Source organism: Ruminococcus sp., assembly GCF_019423705.1.
In the GTDB taxonomy this organism is placed as follows: Bacteria; Bacillota; Clostridia; order Oscillospirales; family Ruminococcaceae; genus Hominimerdicola.
This window is the reverse complement of record NZ_JAHZAX010000005.1, coordinates 1-22,789: the sequence shown is the minus strand read 5'-3', so window position 1 is coordinate 22,789 and position 22,789 is coordinate 1. Positions and strand designations below refer to the sequence as shown.

Genomic DNA, 22,789 nt, shown 5'->3' with positions numbered 1-22,789 from the left:
ATTGTGTGTTATATGGCTTCAAGATTTTTTTGAACAAATGGGGATTTTCTGACATATTATAAAACTGAAAACAGAAACGCTTTGGTCAATAATTTATGCGTTTCGGATCAGGAGGGAAATTTATGTCAGAAAAATATTTTTTAGGCGCAATGACCGCACAGGGCTTTTCAACGCAGTTTCGCAGCATTATGGCGGACAAAAGCTTTTTCACCTTTATACTTAAAGGGGGCGCAGGCACGGGCAAATCGTCCATTATGAAAAAGATCGCAAACGAATTTGAGACGACGGAGCACGTCACGAGGTTTTACTGCTCCTCCGACCCTGCTTCATTGGACGCTGTGGTGCTTCACGGGTCAAAGGCTATAATCTGCGACGGAACTGCGCCACACGTTATGGAATGTGATTACCCCGGCGTTTGTCAGAAAATCGTGAACCTTGGGCAATACTGGGATGAGAAAAAGCTTGCGGACTTCAAGGACGAGATAATCGACGTGACGGACAAAAACAAATCGATATTAGCGAGGTCGAAGAGATTTTCGACGGCGCTTTCAAATGTTTGCTTTGACACATACAATTGCGCTGAGGGGTGCTTGCTTGTGGAGAAGCTAAAGGGCTTTGCACATAGGTTTGCAAAGAGGATATTCCGAAACAAGGGCACGGGCGAGGGCAAGTCGGATATGAGGCAGCTCACCTGTTTGACGGAATACGGCTGTATGACCCAGAAGGAAACCCTTGAGAGCTATCTTGACGTTTATGCGATGAACGATGAATACTATGCGGCTTCACATATGCTGGTGAAGCTTATGTCGGAAGAGGCGATGAAGCGTGGGTATGACGTTATCATCTGCCCTGCGGTGATATTCAACAACACGGTATATGAGCATTTGCTTATCCCCGAGGCCGGCATTGCGCTGGTTGCGAACACGCCGATCAGCAAGCTTGATTGCTTTGACAGATGTATCAATATGTCGAGATTTTACGACAAGGGCAAGATATCGGCGCTGAAAGCAAGGCTCAGGCTCAACAGGGTGACGGCGGTCGATCTTGCGGAAGAGGTTTACGCAACAATAAAGAAAGCCAAGAAGATCCACGACGAAATTGAAGATCACTACATTTCGGCAATGGATTTCAAGGCTCTTGACAAAGTGTGCGATATGATATCCCGTGAGATACACGAGAGGACTATCCAGCCATAATTTAAGGCAGAGTTTTCCACATTCCGTCATATGGGGCTGGTACAAAGCCCATTTTCTTATAAAGCGAAACGGCTCTGCTGTTTTCTTCCTCCACTTCGAGGCGGATACGGCGGAGCTTTTTATCGCCATTGGTCTCGATGAACTTGAAAAGCTCTCTGCCAAGGCCTTTGGAGCGGTATTCGGGCAGGACGAAAAGCTCGTCTATCCAAATGGTTATGCCGCCTGCTTCGATAGAATAGGTTTTCATTGTTATGCAATAGCCAACGTTTTTGTCATCAAAAACCAGCATATAGCCCTGTACATAGATATCGGAGCGCATAATTTCGTCAAAACCTTCCTCAAAATGTGACTGAGGGACGGGCTTATCAACGGCTTCGGAATTGTAAAACTCTGTGGCAAAGCGGATATAGTCGGCTTTGTCTGCTGGGGTGAATTTTTTTATCATTTTTGTTTTCTCCTTTATGTGATATGAATATCATAGCACAAAATTTGAGTATAGTCAACAAAAAAGCAAGCACCGCTCTGGTTTGGTCAAAGCGATACTTGCCCATATGGGGATTATTACTTAGCATTGGTTATTTCATCATTTGAGGATATGGAAATCTTCAAATGATCGGAAGACCTTCTCCACACGCTGAAAATCTCTCTCACTTCCTGCGAGGATAATACAACAGCAGAGATCGTCGCCGGTTTTTTGATCTATTATCCTTATATTATGTGTTGTCAGAACTTTCTTTAGCTTCTCCCGCTCAGCTTTATATGTATTTTTGCTGAATCTGAATTTGTAGATGTGGGTCGATCGGGGCTGCAAACGCTATTGTCACCTCGCACTTATAACACGGTTCTTGATGACGCCCAGTATCAGCATTACTGCAAGCACGGCTTGCGAAAGCAATATACACAGGGAGGCCGTTTTGAATTTCAGCAGATACAGCACAAGGATCAGAACCGATCCCACAAGCCATATCACAAGCGATCTTCTTTTATAAACCTTTTGCTCAATGTCATCAAGGGGTTTGTTAAGATCCTCAACAGGTGAAAGGGTCAATATCAGCAGGGCTGAGATCACATATGCCGCTATAAAGATATAGCCGCTTGGCATATAGTTTTTCACCGCAAGTTCCACAGCTATGAGCAACACGACGGAGGACGCATAACACCGCAGTGGCGTTTTTGCGTGGACGCCTCCGCAGAAACTTCTCAGCGGCACATATGCGCCGACGAACAGAAGTATCTGCCACAGCATATGGAAGCAGATACCGATAATTAGTGTGGTGACGAGATCAAGGACGACTGTGAGAGCCTGGTTTATGCCATAGGAATAGATATCCCTTGACTCTTTATCCGCCTTGCCGCTTTCCACAACGATATCTGCGACCTTATCTGCAAGTTTTGAGAACATCAGAACTTACGGAGTTTCTTTGAACCCTCAGGCATTTTTGGCTGATTAATACAGAAACAGCAAGCTGAATTTGCGACCATTGCTGTGACTGTTACTGCGAATGCTGCGATAAATGTGCTGTACTTCTTGATGATGTTTGTCATATCCATTACCTCCTTTAGGTTGTAACAAGCATAACATAATTACACCCATTCTGCGCATATTTGTAACAATTAAACTTCAAGCCGTCATTATCCATAGTATTACAAGACAAACGCCGCACCATACTGCAAAAAGCGCTTAGTTGCGACGTTTTTCGCATATTATGGTGCGGCGATGGGGGCTTGTTTCAACTTAAAATTATGGTGTTATTCTCTGTTTTTGAGTACCTCAGCGGGGGTGACTTTGCCGAGCTTTCTTACGAGAAGGCTATTGATGATAAAGTAAAGCAGTAGGACGCCTCCAAAGATCATCACATAGAGATACCAAGGGAAGGCGAGGTTCATTCCGCAGCTTGCGTTTGAGATGAGGTAGGGGTACATAGCGTCGGAGATCGCCTTTGAGAGCGGCACGCAGATAAGTGCGCCTATGGTGATGATATAGAAATTGCCGTTAAGATAGAGCTTCTTTATCTCTTTGGTGCGGAAGCCGAATATCTTGATAAGGGAGATTCCGAATGAGGCACGGTCTATCATCACGTTGAGCATAAGATACATTACGGTAAAGAAGATTATTGCAGAGACGATGGTGAGCATTACCACCATTGGCATCATAAGGTCAGCGAACACTCTTGATGAACGCTCGATATTCTGCTTTGTGGTGACGGCGTAGAGCCTGCCCTCATCGATATCAAGGGCTTTATCGGAGAGGACTGTGTTGTAATAATCCTCAGACTGGCCGAAAAGCTCACGCATACTGTCGATATCCATAAAGACTGCAAGGCCTGCTGAATAGTCTGCTATGCCGCTGACTGTGAAAGCATAATCCATTTCGTTGGCGTTATCTGTGAGGATAAGCTTATCGCCCTCGGAAATGCCGTATTTCTGCTGAACGGAACGGCTTATCACCACCTTTGATTTGCCCTTGACGGGGGTGCAATTGAAATACTTATTGCCCTCCTCGATACCCATTACGGACACGTCAAGGGTATAGCCGAGATAGGTCTTTGAAAGGCTTTCGGTATAGACCGCTGTGCCGCCTTTTGGAACTTGCTTTTCGGGATATTTGAGAGAATACATATACTGATATTTCGTATCGGAATTTGTTTCTTTTTCCACGTTATCGCAGAGGACGTAGCAGTCAACGGCGATCATAAGGATAAGCATTGAGATGAGCATACCGAACACAACTGTGAGGCCTGTTCTTGCTTCACGGAGCATTTGACGTATTCTGAAAGCTGTTACAAAGCTTTTGCCTCGCAGATCGATATTCTTTCCTGTGCTTATCTTCTGCTCGTTTTTGATAAGGGAAAGAGCTGTGCGTGAAAGCTTTTTATTGATGACGAGCAGGTTCACGATCACGGAAACGACAGGCGGCATTATAAGGCTGTAAACTATAAGATACGCTGGCATTGAGGGGGTGAATTCGGGGATAGAGGAGTATGCGTAGGTATCTTCCATTTGGTATGAAATGCCTATCGGAGTGAATGCGATGATTACGCCGATGACGCCGCCGATGAACGAAACTATTGTCGGCATGGTCATATAGTGCTTCACAAGGTCTTTTTTCTTTACGCCGAGGGCATAAAGTGCGCCTATAACGCTTGATTCACGCTGTATTTGGTGGATAACGAAAACGGAGATAACGTATGTAAAGAGTATCATCACGATAACGCCTGCCACAAGGCTCACCTGCTTATTGAGGACGAGGTCGCCCTTTGCGCCGAGTATTCTCGGGTTATCGGCGGCTGTTACGAATGAGGTGAGATTTGCGATGTCGATATCGAAAGCTTCGTCGATGAATTTATCTGTTTCGCTTTTGAGTTCGCTTATGCCGTCATAAAGCTCATCAGAGCCGTCGGCGGCTGTTCTTACGCCGTCGGTATAATCTGAAACGCCGTCGGAATATGCTTTGAGCTCATCGAGGGTGGACTTTATGGTGGTGAGGGCTTCTTTTGATGTTTCATCATCGGCGCTTTTGATAGCTTCGTCTAAGATATCGGCATAGTTATCGGCTTTAAGAACCTTTGTTACGCCGAAATTATCTACTGTGGTATTGGCTTGGAGGAGATAGTATTTGAATATCTCTTCTGCGCCTTTGCGAAGCTCATAGTTATGTCCGCCAAGTTCTGAAAGACCGTCGGAAAGCTCTTTTGAGCCGTCTTTAAGCTCGGCAATGCCATTTACAAGGTCGTCCTTTTTGCCGACTGTGTCCTTGATAGTTTCTTGGAAGTATTTATCGTCAACTTCTGTGTAATCGAACTTGAGGTCTTTTATCGCCTGCTTGAGCTTTTCATCGGTCATTTTCTTGCCGAGGGTATAGGCATATGTATACTCTTCGGCTTTCTGTTGAGTTCCCGAGAGGATATCGTCATACTGCTGGTCAGTCACGAAAGCAAGGCCGAAATCGGAGCTTGAAGCGCTGGTATCGGAAAGCTTTTTTACAGGCAGGTCGTAATCGGGCACGCTGCCAATGCCTGTTACCTTAAAGCTCTCCCCTGCTATTTCGACAGTATCGCCGAGGGAGATTTTATTCTCCTCTGCATAGCGTTTTTCCAAAACGACTTCGCCATTTGACTTTGCAAGGCTGCCCTCGTCAAGGTCGATAAGGTTTATCTTTTCACGGGTGTGCATAACACGGAGGACTTTGTTGCCGCTAACCTCGATATCCAAAGAAAACATTTTTTCGAGGATAACGCCTTTGTCCTCAAGCTGTGAAAGCTGGTCGTCTGTAAGGGGGACGAAAACTGTGAACTGGCCGTCCTCGCAATTGTTATCGACGCATTTATTTTCTGTGCCTGTTATGATAGTTTCCGCTGCGCCGCAAACGCTTACAACGATATACATTCCCATTACGATAAGCAGCACGAGAGCAGCGTAGCGCATAAAATTGCTCTTTAGATCACGGAGCAGGCGTTTTCTCAATACTTTTCCCATTACAAGTCCTCCAGCTCTGCGGCAGGTATTCTTACTTCGTTCTCATAGTCCTTTTTGATAAGGCCGTCCTTGATTATTATGACCTTATGAACCATATTCTTGATAGAATTATTGTGGGTGACGATAAGCATTGTTGTGCCGTATTTTGCGTTTATCTCTTCAAGCAGGATAAGGATATCCCGTGAAGTTTTTGAATCGAGAGCGCCTGTTGGCTCATCACAGAGAAGGAGCTTTGGGTTCTTGATAAGCGCTCTTGCGATAGCGCAGCGCTGCTGCTGGCCGCCTGAAAGCTGCGAGGGGAATTTATTCTGATGTTCCGTCAGACCTAAAGTGTCGAGAAGTTCGTCCATATCGAGGGGCTTGTCGGATAGATACTGGCAGACCTGAATATTTTCACGGACTGTGAGATTCGGCACGAGGTTATAGAACTGGAATATAAAGCCCAGATTATCACGGCGGTAATCGGAAAGGTCGTTGGGATTAAGCCCGAAAATTTCTTTGCCGTCGACTTTTACTGATCCTGAATCCATTGTATCAAGTCCGCCGATACAGTTAAGCAGAGTTGATTTACCAGAACCTGACGTGCCCTGAATAACGCACATCTGCCCTTTCTCGACGCCTGTTGTTACGCCCTTTAGCACCTGCATAAAGCTTGCGTCCTTACCATAGCTTTTCTTTACATCTTTGATCTCCAAATACATTGTCTTTACCTCCTATTGCAGCATAACAGTGTTATGTCAGCGTTATGTAAAAAGCCGTATCGCAGACGGCTTTTGTTTACTTGTTTTGTGTTTTATTATCAGAATTTTCAGCCTGCATTTTCGCCAAATCATCGGCTGTTGGGGTGAGGATAAGCTCGAACCAGCTTTTGACCAGATTATCCATTATGCTGTTCATATAGATTATAGCGTTGGCCTCGTCGGTCTCGTGATCCAGCAAATGGGTGAACGACTCGATAGACAAATGGGTGAGCCAATGCACCATATAATCGTTTATTTTTGCGCCGGGGATATTTTTTATCATACTTTCCGCCATTGCACGGTAGCCCTGCTCCATTTCCTCAACAAGTCCGTCAACGCAGTTTTCATATGACGTGCCGTTGGACTTATTTATCAGCAGCATAAAAGCGTCACGATTTGCATAGAGGTGGTGGACGAGATTTTTCACAAGGTCGTCGTGGTCGCCGTCCTCCTGCTCATAGGCGTTTGGCTTGCCAAGAAGTTCGATATCGTCCTCGACGTGCTTATCGACTATTGCGGAAAGCTCTTCAAAAGGCTTGCGGACGATAGAGTCAAAGAGGTCTTCCTTATCCTCAAAGAAGAAATACAAAGCGCCTGTTGTGCAATCGGCGTCGGCGCAGATCTTTCTCAGGGAGGCTTTATTATAGCCTTTTTCGAGGAACTCTTTCTTTGCGCTTTCAAGGAGCTTTTCCTTTGTTTCCTTATCTGCTTTCACTTCTCTGACCCTCCTTCTGCATAACGCTGTTATCTTTGATAACAATGTTATGTTACCATACTTTTATGCGGTTGTCAATGGGGGTGCGGGGATTTCTGCAATGTGCATAAGATAGTGGGCGTTGAGATGTTTTGGGTTGGGCGGGGTGTACAAAAAAAAGCTGCAACTTTTCATAAGCGAAAATTGCAGCTTTGGTGTTTAGTCTTACAACAACGGTGCGAATATCCTCAAAATTCCGTCGATAAGGCGGTTAAAGAGGTTGGACTTTGTATCCTCTAGGGTGCGCTGACGGCACTTGCTTTGGGTGTCGAGGATATCGGCCTTGAAGGTGTCGATGATCGACGAGTCATAGAAGATAGAACTGCACTCAAAATGCAGGAAAAGGCTTCTGTAATCAAGATTGACCGAGCCGAGGACGGCAAGCTTATCATCGCATATGCAGCCCTTTGCGTGGACAAAGCCGGGAGTGTATTCGTAAATCTTTACGCCTGCTTCGATAAGCTGGCGGTAATAGCTTCTTGACAGGCGGAAAACTACCTTTTTGTCAGCTATTCCAGGCATTATGATACGCACGTCAACGCCACGCTGGGCGGCTCTGATAAAGGCGTCAAAAAGGCTGTCGCCTAACATAAGATATGGGGTATAGAACCACACATAGTCTGTGGCGGCATAGAGTATCTCAGAGAAAAAGGTATTGCTGACATTGTCGCTGACCATTGGTGAATCATAATATGGCAGGACGTAGCCGTCGGTCTTGCCGCTGTATTCTGATTCAAATGTGTCGCTCACAAGTTCCATTGGAATAATATCGTTTGAAAAAGCGTTCCAAAATTCGATGAACATATAGGTATAGCTTTTTACGCCGTCGCCTGTTATCTTAAAGCCGATGTCCTTCCAATGGCCGTACTTTGAGCCGATGTTTATATATTCATCGGAGAGATTTATTCCGCCGCTGTATGCTACTTTGCCGTCTATTACCATTATTTTTCTATGGTCACGGTTGTTGAGCTGGGATTTTATAAACAGGAACGGGTTGAAGGGCACGCACTTTATGCCCTTTTCGCCAAGCTTTAAGGCGTCGGCAAGTGAGTATGTTGCAATGCTGCCGAGGTCGTCATACATAATTCTGACGTCAACGCCTTGGGCGGCTTTTCTTGCCATAATATCGACGACTGTATTGAGGAATTTGCCGTTTTGCAGGATAAAATACTCGGCGAAGATGTATTTTTCAGCCTTTTCAAGCTCTTTGCACATATCGGCGAACATATCCTCGCCAATGGGGAAATACTCTGCGCTGCCAAGCTTCACCATTGGAAAGCCTGTGGCTTTGCTTATTCTTGCCACGGACTGAGCAAAGCGCTTGTCCTCTCGGCGTAGGTGTTCAAGGCATTTATCACCGTCGGGCAGGTCATAGTGGAGCATATGAAGTTTGGCTTTGATAATGCTCCTTTCAAGCTTTTTGGCGGTGTTATTATTGCCGAAAATTATATACATTACTGCGCCCAGCATAGGCAGGGTCAGGATAACGATAAGCCAAAGGGTCTTATAGCTGCTTTCCTCACGCTTGGTATTTATATACAGCACAAAAATAAATGCAAGAACTGTCAGCACGATGGTGAGCAGGCCTGCGGCTTTGCTGAGCCATTTGAGTATCAACAGATACCAAAGAAACTGCACCGCAACGGGAACGATAACGGCGATAACTCTGAAAAAAATCTTCTTCACATTGGAACAGGTCAAAGGTGTTCCTCCTTTCTTGGAGCTTGCCACATTTTGTTGTTTTAAAATATTATAGCAATATTTTTGACATAAGTCAACATATTTTCAGATATGTATTGATTTTATACTGAAATAGTGGTATATTATTATTAAAGATAAAAGTAGAGCTTGTTAAAAAAGCGTCAAACAAATGGGACGTCGAGGACGCCGTCCCCTACAATGTGCTTAAATAAGCAATTTTTATGTAGGGGCGACCTGTGGTCGCCAATTATTTTGCTGCTTTTTGACATTCTGTTACAAGAAATAAACGGAGGCTGATATAAATGTGCACGGCGGCAACATACAAGACTGATGATTTTTACTTTGGACGAACCCTCGATTACGAAAGCTCCTACGGCGAGGAGATAGTTATTATGCCGAGGGAGTTCCCTTTGGACTTTATTAATATGGGCAGGGTCGCAGATCATTATGCGGTGATAGGCGTTGCACACGTTGCCGGCGGGTATCCCCTGTTTTATGACGCTGCAAACGAGAAAGGGCTTTGCATGGCAGGGCTAAACTTTGTGGGCAATGCTTATTATCGTGACGATATCGAGGGCAAGGACAATGTGGCGCAGTTTGAGTTTATTCCTTGGATACTGAGCAAGTGTGCAAATGTGAAAGAAGCGAGGGCGCTTATCGGGAATATCAACATTACAAAGACGACGTTCAGTCCGCAAATGCCTGCTGGGCAGCTTCATTGGATAATTGCGGACAGGGACGAATGTATCGTGGTGGAATCGGTGAAAGAGGGCATCAAGGTTTATGACGACCCTGTTGGGGTGCTCACAAACAATCCGCCATTTGATATGCAGATGTTCAGGCTCAAAGACTTTATGGGGCTTTCTCCCAAGCAGCCTGCAAACACTTTTGGCGAGGGTCTGGAACTTACGGCTTACAGCCGTGGAATGGGCGCAATGGGTCTGCCGGGCGATCTTTCGTCACAATCGAGATTTGTTAGGGCGGCTTATGTGAAGATGAATTCACGCTCGGGAAGCTCTGAGGAAGAGAGCGTGAGCCAGTTTTTCCACATTCTTGGCTCGGTAGATCAGCAGAGGGGCTGCTGCGAGGTGGCTGAGGGCAAGTTTGAGATAACGATATACACAAGCTGCTGCAACGCTGACAAGGGCATTTATTACTACACCACTTATGACGGTCATCAGATATCGGCGGTGGATATGCACAGGGTCGGACTTGACAGCGGCGAGCTTTACAGGTATCCTATGCTCACGGTGGAGAAGATAGATTATCAGAATTGACACGAATTTCTCATATCACAGACGTATCGAGGGCGGGCGACCACAGGTCGCCCCTACAAGAGCGTTGACACTATCAGAAAGTTGCTCTTGACAAACTGATGTTTATATTGTATAATTTGCATTGTATGAGTTGAAAACTTATATAAAAGTTAGACAAGGAGGACTTTTTTATATGAATCGTTTAAAAGGTAAAGTTGCCGTTATCACAGGCGGAAATTCGGGCGTTGGCGCTGCAACTGCTAAGCTTTTTGCGGCAGAGGGCGCAACTGTTGTTATCACGGCGAGAAGAAAAGAAGCGCTTGACAATGTTGCAGGTGAGATAACCGCTGCCGGCGGAACTGTTCTTGCTGTACCGACAGATATCTCCAAGGGCGAAGATCCTGAGAAGCTTATGGAGACCGTAATGGAAAAGTTCGGCAAGATAGATGTTCTCATAAACAATGCTGGTATTCTTGAAGAGGGGTTAAAGCCCATCGACAGGTTTACTGACGAGGATCTTGACAGGATCGTTGAGACAAATCAAAAAGGCACGATGAAGGTTATGAGGGCTGCCACAAAGAGAATGAAGGCAGGCTCTTCCGTCGTGAACGTGGCTTCCGTTGCAGGCGCAATGGGCTGCGGCGGTGCGGCTTATGTTTCATCAAAGGCGGCTATAATTGGCGTTACAAAGCACGCTGCGCTTAGATTCCAAAAGGATTACATACGCTTCAACGCTGTTTGCCCGGGCACTATCGTTACGCCGATGGTTGCAGGAATGAACGCTGCTAATCTTGACAAGGATATGTTCGGCGCAATGATGACACACAATGATCTCAAGGCTCAGCCTTGTATGCCTGAGGACGTTGCGAACATTTTGCTGTTTTTGGCAAGCGACGAATCAAGGGCTATCACGGGACAGATAATCATTTCCGACTTTGGCAGCACGCTGTAATAAACAGAATTTTAAGGGCAGACTTTCGGGTCTGTCCTTCAGCTTGTTGAAAAAGTCCGACAAAAGTGGGACGTCGAGGACGCCGTCCCCTACAATTGGCGTAAATACGCTGTTTATATGTAGGGGCGAACAGCGTTCGCCCGTTGACATACGACTGTGCAAAAGCAAAATAGCAATTTTTAAGGGCAGACTTTCGGGTCTGTCCTTTTTTGTTGTTCTGAAAATGCTGTGCAAGGCAAATAAAAATGTAAAAAAAATTCGCTATTGCCCTTGTACTTTTTAATAAAATATGATATACTATTTATAAGTGAATATTCTTGCGCTTTGACGGCGCATTTACTAATAAATTGCAAAGGGTGTGAAATATGCTGGACGGTATCGCTTACGTTTTGAACGCTGTATGGGGCGTTTTTAAATCAATTGGCATTAATGACATTGTCGATATAGCTATCCTCTCCTTTCTCATATTCCACGGTATAAAGCTTATTCGTGAGACAAGGGCGCAGCAGCTCACAAAGGGTATACTTATCCTCATCGGCTGCTATTTGCTGGCTGTCTTTTTCAATCTGCAAACTATCAGATTTTTGCTCAAGACCTGTTTCCAATGGGGCTTCATCGCTCTTATCATTCTTTTCCAGCCTGAGCTTAGGCGTGTGCTTGAAAAGGTTGGCCGAACAAGTCTTGGGGGCTTCAGCTTTTTCAGCTCAGGCGACTCGGACGATAACACGGAGCATTGGCGCAAGGCTATCGACGCTATATGCGACGCTACTTCAAACCTTTCTTCCACAAAGACAGGTGCGCTTATAATCTGCGAGAGAAAGACAAAGCTTGGCGAACAGATCGCAACGGGAACGGTGCTCAACTGTATCCCCTCCCCTGCTATTTTTGGCAACATCTTTTTCCCGAACACGCCCCTTCACGACGGCGCTGTTATCATAAGAGACGGCATTATCCTTGCGGCTGGCTGTTTTCTGCCGAGGCCGCAGAAGGACGAACTTATCAACAAGCAGCTTGGCTCAAGACACCGTGCGGCTATCGGTATGAGTGAGAACTCGGACGCTATCGTTGTTGTTGTATCGGAAGAGACGGGCAACATTTCCGTGGCTGAGAACGGCGAGCTTACGAGAGGTTATTCAAAGGACTCTCTCAAAAAGCTTCTTGACAACAGACTTCTCCCAGAGAAGGACGCTAATTCCATTAGAGAAAATTCTTTTGCAGGAAGGGTGATTTCAAAATGGAAAAAGTAAAGAAGACAAAAAAAGAAAGAAAGCACGGCGCAGATTTCGGACTTAGGATACTTTCGATAATCATTGCCGTGATAATCTGGTTCGCACTTTCGATCACTCAGTATCCTACAATAAACAAGACTATCACAAACGTGCCCGTTGTGTTCTCTCTTGACGGAACGGCCGCTCAGGACAAGGGGCTTTCGGCGCTCAATTACAAGGATATTTCCGTTGACGTTGAGATCAAGGGTATGAACTATGAGATAGGCGGATACACGGCTTCCGACCTTGTGGCGAGCGTCAATCTTGACGGCGTTACAAAAGAAGGCACTTACGATCTTGACATTGAGGTCAAGTCCACACATTCGACCGACAAAGTGACTGTGGTTTCTGTTACCCCTGACACGGTATCGGTGGATTTTGACAGGCTTACAACAAAGACTGTTCCGCTTTCCGCAGAAGCGCCGCTCATAAGCGCAGAGGAAGGCTATATCCTCAAGGACACAAACGTTACGCCTAGCGAGATAACTGTTGAAGGTCCGAAAAACGAGCTTGACAGCATCAGCAAGGCTGTGGCGCAGATATCAAAGTCAAAGAAGATCACGGAAGACACCACCATAAACACGCAGGATATCGTATTCTATGACGATGACGACAACGTTGTGGACAGCTCAAAGCTCGAGATAAAGGACGCAAAGTCCGTTGACGTGAACTTCGTTGTGTTTAAGAAAAAGACGGCGGAGCTTAAAGTTGATATCACAAACTGCCTTGACAGCTTTGACGTTAGTTCCCTGCCGATGAAGCTTTCGGAGACGGAGATATCCGTTGTTTCGCCGAACCTTGACGATTCGGACAAGGAAGTCCTCCACGTTGGAACGATCGACCTCAGCGACATTGACCTTGACAAGAGTTTCAGCTTCAAGATACCGCTGAACGCCGGTGAGATCAATATGAACGGCGATGAGCAGGTGAAGGTGACATTTGACCCGACGGGTTACACATACAAGGAATTTTCTATCACCTCAGATCACATCGTGGTCAAGGGCAAGCCCAGCGGCAAAAAGACCACCGTTGAGACCAAGAAGCTTTCAAATGTTCGTGTTTACGGCCCTGAGGACATTATAAACAAGCTTTCGGACGATGATCTTTACGCTCAGATCGACCTTAGTGACATTATCGATTCCGGCTCATATGCAAGGCAGGCAATAATCTATTCGCCGACTTACAACAACGTTTGGGGCTATGGCAACAATGAAATTCAGGTCGTTGTGGCAGATTCATAAAAACGCATACAAATAGGGACGAGTTTTCGTCCCTATTTTTCGGTAAAAACACAGGAGGACTTTATGCCAATTATAGTAAATCAGATAAGATCGACCCTTGGGGCGCAGGGGCAGGAGATAATCTCGGCGGCGATGAAAAAGCTTGGCTCTGGGGCTGGGCACGTCAAAAACAGTCAGATACACAAGACTTCCCTTGACGCACGCAAGCGCAGCGACATTCACTTTGTTCATTCGGTGTTTGCGGAACTTGACAGCGCCGAACTTGAGAAGAAGCTTTGCGCAAAAAATCAGTCGCTGACCTATGTTGAGCCAAGCGGCTTTGCGCCTGTTATATCGTCCAAAAAAGCTGAAGGGCGTGTTGTTATCGCAGGGTTCGGGCCTGCGGGAATGTTCGCAGGGCTTGCGTTGGCGGAGCAGGGTTACAAGCCGATAGTTTTGGAGCGTGGCAGCGCAATGGACAAGCGGACGGCGGCGGTGCAGAAATTCTGGCTGACGGGTGAGCTTGACCCGCAATGCAATGTTCAGTTCGGAGAGGGCGGCGCTGGAACTTTTTCCGATGGCAAGCTTACCACACGAATAAAAGACCCACTTTGCCGATATGTTCTTGAGCGGTTCGTTGATTTCGGTGCGCCCAGCGAGATCCTCACAAAGGCAAAACCACACATCGGCACGGACAATCTGCGCAACATCGTGACTGCCATTAGAAAGCGCATTATCGATTTTGGCGGCGAGGTGCGGTTCGACTGCGCACTTACCGATTTGAAGCTTGATAATGACAGGATAGCCAGCATTTGCGCCGGTGGCAAGGAGGAGAAAGTCTCTGCGGTGATACTGGCAATAGGACATTCGGCGAGAGACACTTTCGAGCTTTTGCACCGCAAGAATATTTTTATGGAGGCAAAGCCGTTTTCCGTTGGTGCGAGAATTGAGCACAAGCAAGCGGACGTTGACAAGAGCCTTTACGGCGAGCACGCCGGCAATCCCCTGCTGCCGAAGGGTGAATATCAGCTTTCTTGGCGTGACAAGAACGGACGTGGCGTTTACACATTTTGTATGTGTCCTGGTGGAACTGTGGTGCCGTCGGCTTCGGAGATGGGCGGAACTGTCACCAACGGAATGAGCGAATTTGCCCGTGACGGCGAGAACGCAAACGCAGCGGTGGTGGTTGCGGTGACGCCGAGAGATTTCGGCGACAAGCCCCTTGACGGCGTGGAATTTGCGAGGAGCATTGAGCGCAAGGCTTACAAGCTGACGGGCTCATACAAGGGCGCAGGCACGACAGTTTCGGGTTTTCTCAGCGGTTTGCCAAGCCTTGAGGGAACAGTCAGACAGAGTTACAGTCTTGGCTGCGAGGCGGTGGAGCTTCGTGAAGTTTTCCCGAAATTCGTGACGGATATGCTCGAGAGCGGACTGAAAAACTTCGCTGGAAAAATGGCGTGCTTTGGCGACGGCGGCGCAATGCTCACCGCCCCTGAGACGAGAACTAGCTCCCCTGTGCGCATTACACGAAACGCTGATATGGTATCGCTGAGCGCTGATAATCTTTATCCCTGCGGCGAGGGTGCTGGATATGCTGGAGGAATAATGTCCGCCGCTGTTGACGGGCTAAAGGCGGCTATGAAGATTATGGCAAGGCAAGCGCCTTGTGATAATAAATAATTTATAACGCAAAAAAGGACGGTCAAAGCCGTCCTTTTATTTTTCGCTATTTGATTTTCACTAGCTTATTAAAGCTCAACAGGTTCAAATCTGATACGGATATCAGGGAGCTTCTTGATCTCTGTATAGCTGTTCATAAGTCCGTCCTCAATGGAGAGGTCGTTCTCGCCGCTTGCAGGAGGTGCGAACAGTCTCAGAGTGAGGTCAGCTTCGCCCTCCAGCGGCTTCTCAAAGAACGCTGCCATAAGGTCGATAGTCTTTGCCTCAGGTGACTTATAGAACCATTTGCCGTTGATCTCCATCATAATGTTGGAATCATCATCAAATGTAACTTCGCAGAAGTGTGGGTTCTTCTCAAAGTGGAGTGGGATCTCGAGACCCTCTGCGTCCTCTGAGCCGCCCCAGCGGAGTTTGCAAGGGAGCGTTACCTCTTCGCCCCTTGTCATTGAAGGCTTGAAGAAATCGTCGTGAATAATTTCCTTATAGGTTTTCATAACAGGCTGCTCGATACCGCAATCTGCATAGTTCGGGTCTTGAATTTCAAGTCCGAGACGGCCTCTGTCTCTGAACTGATAGAATGTAAAGCCAGAGAACCAGTTTTCACCGTCGGCTTTGAGCATATCGCAGAATTCCTTTACCATTGCTGCCTGATCGTATGGACCTGTAACGTCGCCGTCGGCATTAAATTCGCTCATTACCATTGGCTTTGCAACACCGCCGTTGATCTCTTTGAATCTCTCGAAAGAACGCTTTGTCATATCGTATGTTGCCTTAACTGTGTCTCTCTTATGGCTTGTGCCGCCTCTTTCGGCAACGTCATAAGGCCAACCCCAATGGAGCGCCATATACTTGTCAACAGACCAGATGTCAGTTTTCTTGACAGCCTGTGAGAACTCAGCTTCCTTTTCGATCTCATTCTTGTTAGGGTCTTCAACGCCGCCGATACAAAGGATGGTGGAAACGTTCGGAGCGTGCTCCTTGAGTATCTTGTTGAAGCGGCAATAGAAATCTGCAACTTCTTGATATGTACATCTCTTGTTGAATGAGAACCAGTTGCCTGTTGCTTCGTGATTGATTCTAAGAAGCAGTCTGCCGAATGGTCTCAGATCGTTGGCGATAGCGATAAGCTGCTCGTCGGAAACGTGTGGATCGATAGTGAGTGTGAGAGTAACGTCCTGTCCGTGACGTCTTACGTCTCTCATAAATGTGAATGGCTCGCCCTCGGTGTTGCCCTCAAGGCCGCCCTTGTATGTGAAATAGTCGTCATATGGATAATCCCAAGCAAATGAGATATCAGCGTCCTTCATAACCTCGGAAATTCTTCCGGGGAACTCCTTATCCAGCGGATAGTAGCAGTACATAAGGCTAATGCTTCTATGCGGTCTGCCCATTTTGTTGAGAATGTAATCCTGATTTACATACTCGCCTCTCTCAGAGCCGTCGCCAAGATCGACAGCGCACTTTGCTTTGCCCATATGCAAAGAATAGATTTTGTATTCGCTCATAAATTTTCCTCCCATTTTAAGACAAGTTCCCCCGTCTAATTTTCTGCAATAAGATTGTTTATATCGTCAAAGACCTTTGCAAGATCCTTAAACACTTTACAGCTTTCTTCCGTTTCGGGCATTTGATTCGTGAAAATACAAAGCACGAAAGGCGAATCGGCATAGACAATAGCGCAATCGTGGAAATTCGATTCATTGAACTCAGAGCCATACTTGTGGGCGACATCATACTTTCCGCCTAGCGCCGCAGTTATCTGCGTTTCAAGGTCGGTATCCTCCATAAGGCTTATAAGCCACTTGCCCTGCTCGTTTTCCTCAGCAAAATCGTAAATATCCTTATAGCACTTTGCCATATCCGTTACGGTACAATATGTAAATATCCAGCTATCGCCAAGGGTACAATTCGCACCTAGAGAATACAGGTTTTGGTTGAACTGATAATAGCCGAAAGTCCTCCACAGCAGGTAATATGCGGTGTTGTCCGATTCCTGTATGGCATACTCAATAAGCTCCTTTGCGGTGTGCTTTGTGCCATATGGCTCGAGAGCTATCATGCCATCATCGCCGTCCCAGCAATCATATCTAGTTATCTCGGTATCGAGGTCGATACCCTGCTGCAAAAGCGACTTTACATAAGGCGCTTTAATGGTACTGCAAGTCAGATATCTCGTATAAGTGTTGTGGGAAACGATTACATTGCTGGTCATACTTTGATACGAAAAAGACAGATCAAAATCAGCCTCATCGCATATCTTTTCAAGCTTGTCAAAGCACTTTTTCAGCTTGTCATTAGAATAAACCTTGTCAAAGCCATCGTAATAGAAGTTATAATCACCGTCAACGTTAAAGCTTTCGGGCTTATTATCCTCGACAGCCTCTTCGACTTGCTCATTTACATATTTCTCAAGCTTTTGTTTTTTATCATCTTTGTCACTCTTGTCCACTCCGCTATCATCGGTGATATCAGCCTCGGCCATTACTGCCGAAGAACTTCCCTTTATATCCGCAGAGCTGGAAGAGCTTACACTTTTGCCGCAGCCAACTGCCGCAGCTACGACGCACAAACACAGCGCCAAAATTATCTTTTTCATAACGAACCTCTTTATACAAGTCTTTTTTAAGCCTTGCTAAAAAGACTTTGAAAACAAGGTCAGCTTCTTTCTCTTTCTGACCCGGGTGAACAAACTTTATCTGCTCCCTATTCGTTACGACTTTAAGGCAGCATATCTAAATCCTGATATCTCATTTTTTTCGCTGCCAATGTCGGGTCTTTTGCCTTTAATACTTTTGATACTTACGGAATTACTTTCAGCTAAAACTCCCGCAAAGCCGAAAGAATTTTCGCACATAGTTATCAATAAACATATTACCACATTTTGCGCATAAAGTCAAGGCATTTATCGCCTTATCACGCAGTTTTCATATTCTTGTCCTTGTTATCATCTGTCAGCTTTATATACAGAAGCACGTCCGTTGTGAATAGGTCGCCGCTATGATCGGTCTTGAAAAAGCCGCCGTATTTTTCTGCGGTATCACGGATATTTTCAAGGCCGTAGCCGTGGTCAGCGGCGTTCTTTTTAATGGTGGCAAGCCTGCCGTTTTCGACCTTTACATCACCGCTGAAAGAATTTTGCTGACGAATCATCAGTCTGCCTTTGGTATAAACAATGCTGATAGAATAGGTCTTATTGTCGGTCTTTTCAAGGGCTTCCCTTGCGTTGTCGATCATATTAGAAAGTATGGTGGTCATATCGGCTGCATTAAGGGACAGGTCTTTCGGAATAGTTATCTCAGAGCTTATGTCCGTGCCCATATCGGAAAGCTGTTGGAGCTTGAAGTTCAAAATGCTGTCGATTATGACATTGCCCGACTGAGAATACACCACGCTGGCTTTGTTGATATTTATAAGCGAACCGACATAGCTTTCAGCGTCCTCATAGCTTTTGTTTTCCAGCATTTCGTAAATTGCCGAAAGGTGGTTGCTTATATCGTGGCGAAACTTTTTCAAGCCATCGGCGGAGGACTGCATTATAAGGCATTGGTTATAATAAAGCTCTCTTTCCTGCTCGATAAGGGCGCTCTCCATTTTATCGGTGTACATTTTATTAAGACCATCATAAAGGGTGAAAGACACGATATTGAGCAGCACCACCATACAAACTGAGATTATGAGCACATACCTGTTTGCCACAAAGTAGATTATGATAGTCTGTATTATCAGCGTTGACAGCGGCACGAAAACCGAAGCGAACCACAGCACAGCAGGCACGTTCTGCTTATTTTTCAGCGCTTTGAAGTTTTTCAGCAGCAGGGCACAGATGAATGACAGCACTCGGCAGATTATTGCGCCGAAGATATCACGGTAATAGCCCTGTTCAAAGACGGGTATCATATTGTAGCCCGTCAGCAAATACACCACGATCTCGGAGGCGAATAGGAAAAAGTATGTATAAAATGCCGCCGTTATCCTCTCCTGCTTTGATGAGGAATAAAGCAGCGTAAGCCCGATAAGCCCTGCCACATTGGCGACAAGATTCACTATAGCTATATTCCAGATAAGATAAACTGCGCTCGTTATAACAACATATGCAATATAACAAAGGTCTCTTGTACCCTTGCGGACACGGAGAGATTCCGTGTCGAAAAAGGTGGACATAAATGTATAAACGATAAAGCCGTTGAAGGCATAGGCGATACAATAAACTATTTTATAGACAAAATCATCATTAAGCAGCAATGCCACCGCCCCTTTCAAATCAGTATAAACAAAAAAGCTGCACAGACCGTGCCGTGCAGCGATTCATAACCTTCAAGCTTTCTGCCTCTCAGTTTTTCTGTAAGCTACGCACTAGGCGCATAGAGATCGTCAAAGCCGAGATCAAGTCACACGCCCTGAGGGTATGCACCCATTTTCGCATAACACTCTTTTATCGTCATTCTGTTCACTCCTGAATTGTCTTACACATTAATACGAATATCACAATATCTCCATATTGGTCTATCTCTGTAAAAATCATTATTCTTCATTACTATCATTATCGGCAAACACGACTTTCAGCTTGTCCTGTATATCAGCAAGACATTCAAGCAGCAGCGGATTGAACGTACCGCACTCGCCGCCAAGTATCATACTGATAGCTTTTTCGTGGCTGTATGCCTTTTTATAAACACGCTCGCTCACCAATGCGTCATAAACGTCCGCAAGGGAAACTATCTGCGCCGATATCGGTATCTCGTCGCCCTTCAAGCCGTCGGGATAGCCACATCCGTCATAACGCTCATGGTGCCAGCGGCATATCTGCAACGCCACCCGTATAAGCGGCTCGTCGGCGTAAAAGTCCAACCCTTTAAGCATTGACTCGCCAATAACGGTATGCTTTTTCATCTCCTCAAACTCTTCTTTTGTGAGCTTTGCAGGCTTGTTGAGTATATTCTCATCAATGCCTATCTTGCCGATATCGTGAAGCGAAGCTGCCAGCGAGATAAGGTAGCGTTCAAATGAGTTCATCATATATTTATCAGTCTTTTGGAGCAGCCTGTCGAGGAGCATTTCCGTCAGACATTTGATATGCAAAACGTGCTTGCCGCCCTCGCCGTTTCTGAACTCAACGATATGGCTGAGAATTGCGATCATCATTTCGTTGTTTTTCTCTTTTTCACGCATCTGATCTGTTACGAGAGAAAGAAGCTTACGCTGCTTTGCATAAAGCTTTATGGTATTGTCCACACGCTGATAGACGACTTTTGCGTCAAACGGTCGGCTTATATAATCAGACACGCCAAGGCCGTATGCACGGCGGATAGAGTCAACAGAGTCCTCACTTGATATCATTATAACAGGGATATCATCTAGCCAGCGGTGATCGTTCATCACATTCAGCACCTCAAAGCCGTCCATTCCCGACATAACTATATCCAGCAGAACCACGGATATCTCAGAACCGAGGTCACTGAGCAGCTGCAGACACTCTTTGCCATCAGCAGCTTCCAAAATATCATATTCGTTGCTGAGCATTTCCGACAGTATCTCACGGTTCATCTCGGAATCGTCAACGATCAGCACTTTTTCTTTCTTACTGTCAGTTTTGAGTTTAAGCTCAGTATTTTCGGTTACAACGATATTTTTTTGCGTCTTAGCTTGATACATAAGCTTATCAGCACGAGTAGCAGCGTCCTCAAGGGGTTCATCATCGGCCAACACGCCGCCGATACTTACAGAAACGTGTATTTTTGAATAGCCAGGAATGTCGCAATTATTTATCCTGCGCTGGATCTGTTTGAGCTTTATTGGGAAATCTTCTTCATTGATCTCGGGCATAACGAGGAGAAATTCATCACCGCCATAACGCACCAAGATATCAGATTTTCTTATGCACTTTCGGATAACTTTGACGATCGTATCAAGCACAAGGTCGCCGACGTCGTGGCCGCAGGTATCGTTATAAAGCTTAAAGTCGTCAACGTCGATCATAACAACACCTGCGCTCATACGGGAATTTTTGATCTTATCCTCAAAATAGCGACGATTATAAGCACCTGTCAAAGCGTCACGATAAAGCTCTTTCTGATACTTCGAGAGCTTATTTTTCAGATTTTCATTATTATCAAAACCTACGAGAGAGTCCTCATCGAGGCGTTTTATATACTCGATCACGCAAGGTTCGCCATCAACGACAACATATCGTGCGAAAACCTGAAACACGTCAGAGCCCATAATCTCAAGTTTTGTGCGCTGCCTTTTCTCATAGAGAGCTTTCATAGAAATGCAATTTTCGCATTGGGATTCCTTATTCCAAAAATCATAGCACTTGCAGGGTCTCAGCCTGTCGTCAACAGGCGTTTTTTTTGCAACACCGCCCACCTCGTCCGCTTTCAGCAGACGGACATAGTCAAATAACTTGCCAAGGTCGTTCATATCTTGTTTGACCTGTTCTTTGGACATTTGAGTGCCTGCATCTTTATCAGTCTTTAACGCACTTATTACTTCCACAACGCTGCCCCACTTTCTATGACAGAGATCGAGTTATTCACGCATTATATTACATTTTCATTATACACCATTTATATAGGATTTCCAACAGGATAAAAATAACATACTATGAATTTTTGAGCTAAGTGTTATATAATTTACTCAAAGTTTATAGAATTTTTAATTTGTTGCTTACAGTGAAATAATATCATCACAACAAAAAATTACGAACCCCCTTTGACAAGTTGGTTAGGAAGTGCTAATATATAAATGACCGATTTAGTGTTTGGTCATTTAGCGGCTTGGAGGTGAGAAAATGCCTGTGATTTTTTCAAGTGATCGGCGAAAAGAGATCGAGGGTGAAATAAAATCGGCGGCGATGAAATTGTTCGAGGAAAAGGGCATAAAAAACACCACGGTTGCGGAGCTTGCGGAAAGCGTTGGCATTGCAAAGGGCACGTTTTACAGCTTTTTCGACTCGAAAGGCGCATTGGCGTATGCGATAATAAGCGATTACGATCAGAAAGCTTACGATCGGATATACACTGAAATGGGCGACAAAAAGAAAGTTCCTGCTGAGGAGTTTTACAAGACTTACAGCAGTCTTTTCACGCCTGAAAACTCGTTTTTCTGCCACATCAGCGGCGATGATATCGCTTGGCTGAAAAATGACGAGCACACAAAAGTTTTCTTTGAAAGCGATCACGCAAAAAAGGAAACGGCGTTTGTGCTGGGATTTATCGAGAACGTCCGCAGCGATGTTGACCTTGGTTACGTTGCGAACACGGTCAAGACCATTAATTTGATGATCGAGAACCGAAAGCTTTTCTGCGAAGAGGCGCTGGAGGACAACATAACGTTTTTGCTGCGCCACCTAATGCTTTACATTACAGGGCAGGAAGATATCCGGCGCAAATAGCAAATCGCAAACTGCAAATTGAAAATTTAAAGTAAGAAGTAATCCTGTATAATAAAACTTGACACATACAGCTTCACAGGGAATGTCAATGTCAGTTTTCCCGGCAGCCTTTCTCTGCTGCAATGCAAGATACATATGCTCCCTGCCGTAGCA

Annotated in this window: 18 protein-coding genes; 7 read left to right on the top strand and 11 right to left on the bottom strand. The window is 45.6% G+C overall.

The features are described from left to right. Nucleotides 1–122 precede the first annotated feature (122 nt). Nucleotides 123–1,196 (top strand): ATPase, encoded by a 1,074-nt coding sequence (locus QZ371_RS05245; protein WP_295210372.1) that lies wholly within the window; start codon nucleotides 123–125, stop codon nucleotides 1,194–1,196. A gap of 1 nt (nucleotide 1,197) precedes the next feature. Here the strand turns inward: QZ371_RS05245 and QZ371_RS05240 are convergent, their stop codons facing one another. The 7 genes from QZ371_RS05240 to cls form a co-directional block, all read right to left on the bottom strand. Next, the gene (locus QZ371_RS05240; protein ID WP_295210370.1) at nucleotides 1,198–1,641 is read right to left on the bottom strand and encodes an N-acetyltransferase; all 444 of its coding nucleotides are present in this window, start codon (nucleotides 1,639–1,641) and stop codon (nucleotides 1,198–1,200) included. Nucleotides 1,642–2,016: 375 nt separating this feature from the next. Further along, the gene (locus tag QZ371_RS05235) at nucleotides 2,017–2,598 is read right to left on the bottom strand and encodes an accessory gene regulator ArgB-like protein (RefSeq protein WP_295210369.1); all 582 of its coding nucleotides are present in this window, start codon (nucleotides 2,596–2,598) and stop codon (nucleotides 2,017–2,019) included. Continuing rightward, entirely contained in the window at nucleotides 2,598–2,741 is a 144-nt protein-coding gene (locus tag QZ371_RS05230; protein ID WP_295210367.1) for a cyclic lactone autoinducer peptide, read from the bottom strand. The genes QZ371_RS05235 and QZ371_RS05230 overlap by 1 nt, the downstream gene beginning before the upstream one ends. Nucleotides 2,742–2,945: 204 nt before the next feature. Further along, nucleotides 2,946–5,672 (bottom strand): FtsX-like permease family protein, encoded by a 2,727-nt coding sequence (locus tag QZ371_RS05225; protein ID WP_295210365.1) that lies wholly within the window; start codon nucleotides 5,670–5,672, stop codon nucleotides 2,946–2,948. Continuing rightward, nucleotides 5,672–6,373 (bottom strand): ABC transporter ATP-binding protein, encoded by a 702-nt coding sequence (locus QZ371_RS05220; protein WP_295210363.1) that lies wholly within the window; start codon nucleotides 6,371–6,373, stop codon nucleotides 5,672–5,674. Before QZ371_RS05220 ends, QZ371_RS05225 begins: the two co-directional genes overlap by 1 nt. Nucleotides 6,374–6,449: 76 nt before the next feature. Then, a complete protein-coding gene (locus QZ371_RS05215) occupies nucleotides 6,450–7,127 on the bottom strand; it encodes a TetR/AcrR family transcriptional regulator (protein WP_295210361.1) in 678 nt (225 codons plus the stop codon). Nucleotides 7,128–7,331: 204 nt separating this feature from the next. Continuing rightward, entirely contained in the window at nucleotides 7,332–8,867 is a 1,536-nt protein-coding gene (gene cls, locus QZ371_RS05210) for a cardiolipin synthase (RefSeq protein WP_295210359.1), read from the bottom strand. Nucleotides 8,868–9,169: 302 nt separating this feature from the next. Between cls and bsh the strand changes: the two genes are divergently transcribed. The 5 genes from bsh to QZ371_RS05185 all read left to right on the top strand — a co-directional run bounded on the left by bsh (nucleotide 9,170) and on the right by QZ371_RS05185 (nucleotide 15,243). Continuing rightward, nucleotides 9,170–10,144, top strand: coding sequence for a choloylglycine hydrolase (gene bsh / locus QZ371_RS05205; RefSeq protein ID WP_295210357.1), 975 nt, complete (start codon nucleotides 9,170–9,172; stop codon nucleotides 10,142–10,144). Between the two features lie 172 nt (nucleotides 10,145–10,316). Continuing rightward, entirely contained in the window at nucleotides 10,317–11,075 is a 759-nt protein-coding gene (locus QZ371_RS05200) for an SDR family oxidoreductase (RefSeq protein WP_295210355.1), read from the top strand. A 365-nt stretch (nucleotides 11,076–11,440) separates the two neighbouring features. Continuing rightward, the gene (gene cdaA, locus QZ371_RS05195; RefSeq protein WP_295210353.1) at nucleotides 11,441–12,322 is read left to right on the top strand and encodes a diadenylate cyclase CdaA; all 882 of its coding nucleotides are present in this window, start codon (nucleotides 11,441–11,443) and stop codon (nucleotides 12,320–12,322) included. After that, nucleotides 12,310–13,584 (top strand): CdaR family protein, encoded by a 1,275-nt coding sequence (locus QZ371_RS05190; protein WP_295210351.1) that lies wholly within the window; start codon nucleotides 12,310–12,312, stop codon nucleotides 13,582–13,584. Before cdaA ends, QZ371_RS05190 begins: the two co-directional genes overlap by 13 nt. A gap of 63 nt (nucleotides 13,585–13,647) precedes the next feature. Further along, nucleotides 13,648–15,243: an FAD-dependent protein gene (locus QZ371_RS05185; protein ID WP_295210349.1), complete on the top strand. Its 1,596-nt coding sequence runs from the start codon at nucleotides 13,648–13,650 to the stop codon at nucleotides 15,241–15,243. A 68-nt stretch (nucleotides 15,244–15,311) separates the two neighbouring features. On the opposite strand, the gene QZ371_RS05180 is transcribed toward QZ371_RS05185, so the two are convergent. From QZ371_RS05180 to QZ371_RS05165, 4 genes are all read right to left on the bottom strand, one after another. Next, nucleotides 15,312–16,748, bottom strand: coding sequence for a hypothetical protein (locus QZ371_RS05180; RefSeq protein WP_295210348.1), 1,437 nt, complete (start codon nucleotides 16,746–16,748; stop codon nucleotides 15,312–15,314). A 35-nt stretch (nucleotides 16,749–16,783) separates the two neighbouring features. Next, entirely contained in the window at nucleotides 16,784–17,839 is a 1,056-nt protein-coding gene (locus QZ371_RS05175) for a serine hydrolase (protein ID WP_295210346.1), read from the bottom strand. A gap of 317 nt (nucleotides 17,840–18,156) precedes the next feature. Further along, nucleotides 18,157–19,485: a sensor histidine kinase gene (locus QZ371_RS05170; protein WP_295210344.1), complete on the bottom strand. Its 1,329-nt coding sequence runs from the start codon at nucleotides 19,483–19,485 to the stop codon at nucleotides 18,157–18,159. Between the two features lie 279 nt (nucleotides 19,486–19,764). Next, the gene (locus QZ371_RS05165; protein WP_366558700.1) at nucleotides 19,765–21,738 is read right to left on the bottom strand and encodes a diguanylate cyclase; all 1,974 of its coding nucleotides are present in this window, start codon (nucleotides 21,736–21,738) and stop codon (nucleotides 19,765–19,767) included. A 295-nt stretch (nucleotides 21,739–22,033) separates the two neighbouring features. Between QZ371_RS05165 and QZ371_RS05160 the strand changes: the two genes are divergently transcribed. Then, the gene (locus tag QZ371_RS05160; RefSeq protein WP_295210342.1) at nucleotides 22,034–22,636 is read left to right on the top strand and encodes a TetR/AcrR family transcriptional regulator; all 603 of its coding nucleotides are present in this window, start codon (nucleotides 22,034–22,036) and stop codon (nucleotides 22,634–22,636) included. The last annotated feature ends 153 nt before the right edge of the window (nucleotides 22,637–22,789 follow it).